This window comes from Microcystis sp. T1-4, assembly GCF_000297435.1.
GTDB lineage: Bacteria > Cyanobacteriota > Cyanobacteriia > Cyanobacteriales > Microcystaceae > Microcystis.
The window spans coordinates 1-4,062 of the sequence record NZ_CAIP01000210.1; the positions used below are offsets into that span (position 1 = coordinate 1).

The 4,062-nt window shown below is 43.0% G+C and carries 6 protein-coding genes; 3 read left to right on the plus strand and 3 right to left on the minus strand.

Annotated elements, in window-relative coordinates:
* Positions 1-106: 106 nt before the first annotated feature.
* The gene (locus MICAI_RS13055; RefSeq protein ID WP_008202702.1) at positions 107-394 is read right to left on the minus strand and encodes a toxin-antitoxin system TumE family protein; all 288 of its coding nucleotides are present in this window, start codon (positions 392-394) and stop codon (positions 107-109) included.
* Between the two features lie 50 nt (positions 395-444).
* The gene (locus MICAI_RS13060) at positions 445-759 is read right to left on the minus strand and encodes a hypothetical protein (RefSeq protein ID WP_008202704.1); all 315 of its coding nucleotides are present in this window, start codon (positions 757-759) and stop codon (positions 445-447) included.
* 536 nt (positions 760-1,295) lie between these two features.
* Between MICAI_RS13060 and MICAI_RS13065 the strand changes: the two genes are divergently transcribed.
* On the plus strand, positions 1,296-2,048 hold the full coding sequence (locus tag MICAI_RS13065) for a PEP-CTERM sorting domain-containing protein (protein ID WP_008202705.1): 753 nt from the start codon (positions 1,296-1,298) through the stop codon (positions 2,046-2,048).
* Positions 2,049-2,157: 109 nt separating this feature from the next.
* Positions 2,158-2,367: a hypothetical protein gene (locus tag MICAI_RS13070; RefSeq protein ID WP_008202707.1), complete on the plus strand. Its 210-nt coding sequence runs from the start codon at positions 2,158-2,160 to the stop codon at positions 2,365-2,367.
* A 36-nt stretch (positions 2,368-2,403) separates the two neighbouring features.
* Here MICAI_RS13070 and MICAI_RS13075 read toward each other — a convergent pair whose 3' ends face one another.
* Positions 2,404-3,174, minus strand: coding sequence for a Uma2 family endonuclease (locus tag MICAI_RS13075; protein ID WP_008202710.1), 771 nt, complete (start codon positions 3,172-3,174; stop codon positions 2,404-2,406).
* Positions 3,175-3,506: 332 nt separating this feature from the next.
* Here MICAI_RS13075 and MICAI_RS13080 point away from each other — a divergent pair.
* A partial coding sequence (locus MICAI_RS13080) for a DUF2887 domain-containing protein (protein ID WP_039900122.1) occupies positions 3,507-4,062 on the plus strand: 556 nt, incomplete at its 3' end.

Here is a 4,062-nt window from a genome sequence, read left to right on the forward strand (position 1 = left end):
AAAAACCTTATTTTAAAAGGGTTTTACCATTATTCAGCAAGTCCTAATTAAGGCTAATTCTAGCGGAAAATTACGGTTTTACATTGCGCTGTTTTTGTGCGATTTCTCAAAGCACTTGCTCAAGAGTTGGCTCAAGGCTTTCTTTAATGTCATCAACCTCGTGTTTATGATGGGGAAAACTAACAATTTCAACATGGTGGGGTGCATTATCATAACGGAAGATCATAACTTGAGCTTCGTTCATGTAATGATAGCGATATTTTATCTTTGGTTTTGTGTCAGTATTTTTTACTTCAACAAGGTCTAAGCGATGATTATTCTCAAAAATAATTGAACCATTAATATAGCCTTGACTTGCGTTATAAATTTTCTTGGTCAGTGATAAATATCTCACATTGGGAAATTCTCAAATGGTTTTTTCGATTTGCAAAAAATAGGCTTCAATCATTTTAATTCCTGGAGGTTAGCCTCGTTTTGAAGAAGCATTTCATATAGTCCAGACCAAACTATAAAATCCGATTCATCTCCTAAAATACCTTGAGAAAATTGCTGATAAAATTCTTGGGATGTCATTTTATATTGTTTTTCCAGAGCTGCTAAATCTAATTTTAGATTCAAATTGCTTTTTTGTAATTCGGCAATCTGATAATCAATAATGCTTTGGGCAAATTTTTCTTGATCTTTGATAGAGTTTAAAATCTTTTTAAGGCGTTTTTCTGTTTCAGGCTGAACAGATAAGTAGGTAGGCACAGGGAGCATCTCACCTTTGCAATGAGCATAAATACTTAGTGGAAAAATAGGCTTTTCGAGGGTAATTCTTGTTTTAATTCTCCATGTACGCAGTCTTTAAAAGCCTCTATTTCGTTCCAAGACACGATTAAGAGTGGCTTTTAGGCTAAGTATAATTACTTATCGCGTAAGTGAGATGCTCCCGTAGGCACAATTATTTGTAGGATGGGTTAGCGGTAGCGTAACATAATCGGGCGTTGGGTTTCATGCTTCAACCCAACCTACGTTCATTTTATATTTAATTCCACCCACCTACTTAGATGAAAATCTAACATAAGCTGTCTCATTACCACAAATCAAGCGGGTTTTTATTCTAGCAAGCGTCAGCCCTGGGGGAGAGGAATGTAAAGATTTATTAAATTGTAGCTTTTGATACAACGTGGGGGGGGGAAAGTGTGTATGCTCTGCTTGAGCATTTGCTGGTCATTGTTTTGGGTTGCCCTATTGCTTAACCCGAATCGAAATGTCAGGCACTCAAATCATCTACCATTAACCCTTTTCTTTTCATGAAAATAAAACAACTCTGCTTTGTCTCTGGAGTTGCCCTGGCGACTCTGGGAACCAGTGCGGCACAAGCTGCTTTGGTGGTCGTCCCTACTGGCTTGGCTGTTGGCGATCAGTATCGTTTAGTGTTTGTGACTGCTGGCACGCGGAATGCAACAAGCACCAACATCAACGACTACAATACCTTTGTCACCAATCAAGCCACAGGGGGAACCCCAGGGATTGATACGGCTCTCGATACGGCTTTAAATGGGGCAGGATTTGACCTTAGTACGATTACTTGGAAGGCGATCGGTTCTACGAGCGCAGTCGATGCTCGTGATAATACAGGTACTCATCCATCGAGTACGGGTGTTCCCATCTACCTGATAGATGGCAACCGGGTGGCCAACAATAATGCCGATCTCTGGGATGGGTCTCTCCAACACCCCATAAATCGAAATAACCTGGATCTGGTGGATGCCAATGGTGTTGCCTGGACAGGATCTGACTTCCCTGGTACGGGATACGGGAGTTTGCAGTTGGGCAGTACTGAAGTTGTCGCGGGCAGCGCTCTCGCGTCGAACTTCTCGTGGATTCTGGTAAACTTTTTCGGGGCCTCGAACCTTGCACGTATGTATGCGATGTCGAGTGTGTTGACCGTGCCCGGAAATCAGCCCGCACCCGTTCCGGTCCCCGAACCCGCGAGCCTTCTTGGTTTTATCACACTGGGCAGTTTAATGTTAGGGAGTGCTGTCCGCAAAGCGAGGAAATAATGCCTACAAGGGAGAGGAGACGCGGGTTTCCTCTCTCTTTTTTTGGGGGTTATGAGTAGCATCTCAGTCACGAATTATGCTAGGATTCGCCCTAGAATGATAAAAAATCATGACTACACAAGCAACAGTAATCCAAGGCACAGCCAAAGAAATTAGGGAAGCACTGGCGCTTATACCAGATGATGAAATTGTCCGCCTTATGGTGGGTCGTCCCAGCTTATCTATTATTGCCAGAAAATTACAGCACGAGGCCGCAACTCTTGGCATGACAGCTGCGGAACACGACGCACTCATGGCATCGTTAAAAGATGATTTGTGATACGGGTTGTTGTTGATATCTTGGAGAAGTCAGACCTTACACTTCATCGGGGTTAATTCCAAGCCCTCTGAGCCTTTCAGCCAGCCGGATGGCTTTTTGTTCAGCCTCTTGTTTCGCCAAGCGCTCTTGATTGGCAATTTGCCGTTCTTGAGCAGCGATCGCCTCTGCGTTCATCGCTCTTTCCTCAGCCGTTAGATAGCGATTTCCCGACTGGTCATACCAGTATAACCATTCCCGATACCAGGCAATATGTTCTCCTTTCTCGTAACCCAGCGCCAAGCCAATTTCTGGCAACCAAACTCGATTATTCTCACTCTCTAGAAGTTGATATTTTCCTGAGATTAATTTATATACTTCTAATCTTTGTCGGTTTTTAAATCTTCCTCTTCTGCCACTGAAAGGATTGTAGATTACATAATACAGAATCCCCAGGCTTTGGTAATTTAGAAATTTCTCCTCATACTCACTGTTATATTTCTCGGAAATTACCTCTAAAAACAAAATCGGCAAGATATACTTTTCCCCCCACAAAACATAGCTTAACCGACCTTTTTCTCCCGTATCATGGTTGACTCCAACTGCTAAGAAACCATCGGGGACAAAAGCTGATTCGTCTGGATTATAATAAACAGCCATATCTACCCCAAAATACCAATCATCTCGACCAGACCAAATTAAGGCTAATAAATTTAGCAGTAGGTTGGGAATATCATTTTGTAACTGATTGTCCACTGGAGTTTCGTCGGAAGAGGGTAATTCTTCGGCACTGGGAAGAGGGCAATTTTTGTTATAGGTGAGGTTAACCATAGCTCCTACAAGCGTGGTGTTTAATTACTGCCAATTCTAACAGAAAATTACGGTTTTAGATTTCGTTGTTTTTCTGCGATTTCTCAAAGCACTTCATCAAAACTCGGATCAAGGCTTTCTTTAATGTCATCAACCTGATTAATTTCTTGGTTAGGAGAGGCACTCAGGCACTCATGCAAGAGTCAAAGGGGAGAATAAATCAGGGGTGCTGTCCGCAAAGCTGGAAAATAATGTCTCAAGGGAGAGGAGAGGAGACGCGGGTTTCCTCTCTCTTTTTTTGGGGGGTTTTATGGGAAGATCGGGAAAGCTTGCTAGGTGCAATCCCGATCATCATGAAACGAGACTCGATATTTTACCGGCTTTTTCAACAATCCCCCTCCCTTCTCTTCGATTTACTGGAAAACCCGCCAGATAATGCCACCGAATACCGCTTTGACTCCGTAGCCGTCAAAGAACCCAAATTTGAGATCGATGGCGTATTCCTGCCACCCGATAATGATAGTAGCGGGGTAATCTATTTTTGCGAAGTGCAATTTCAAAAAGACGAACGACTCTATGAAAGGGTTTTTGGTGAATCATTTTTGTATTTTTATCGTCAGCGAGAACGATTTGCCGATTGGCAAATTGTTGTCATCTATCCCACCCGCAGCCTAGAACAAAGTAATGCCCATCCCTACCGGGCGCTGCTCAATTGTCCTCAGGTGCATCGAATTTATCTGAACGAATTAGGGGAAATTCAGCAGTTACCCCTAGGAGTTGCCTTAATGGTACTCACTACTGTGGAAGAAACCCAAGCACCAGAAAAAGCCCGCTATTTACTGGCACGAACCCAAGAGCAAATTGCAGATACAGAAGCCAGTCGCGCCATAATAGAAATGATTGCCACAA

What these genes read in the sequence shown, in the direction of transcription:
- MICAI_RS13060 (WP_008202704.1), bottom strand. Translation starts at nt 759, where the DNA reads ATGCTCCCTGTGCCTACCTACTTATCTGTTCAGCCTGAAACAGAAAAA.
- MICAI_RS13065 (WP_008202705.1), top strand. Translation starts at nt 1,296, where the DNA reads ATGAAAATAAAACAACTCTGCTTTGTCTCTGGAGTTGCCCTGGCGACT.
- MICAI_RS13070 (WP_008202707.1), top strand. Translation starts at nt 2,158, where the DNA reads ATGACTACACAAGCAACAGTAATCCAAGGCACAGCCAAAGAAATTAGG.
- MICAI_RS13075 (WP_008202710.1), bottom strand. Translation starts at nt 3,174, where the DNA reads ATGGTTAACCTCACCTATAACAAAAATTGCCCTCTTCCCAGTGCCGAA.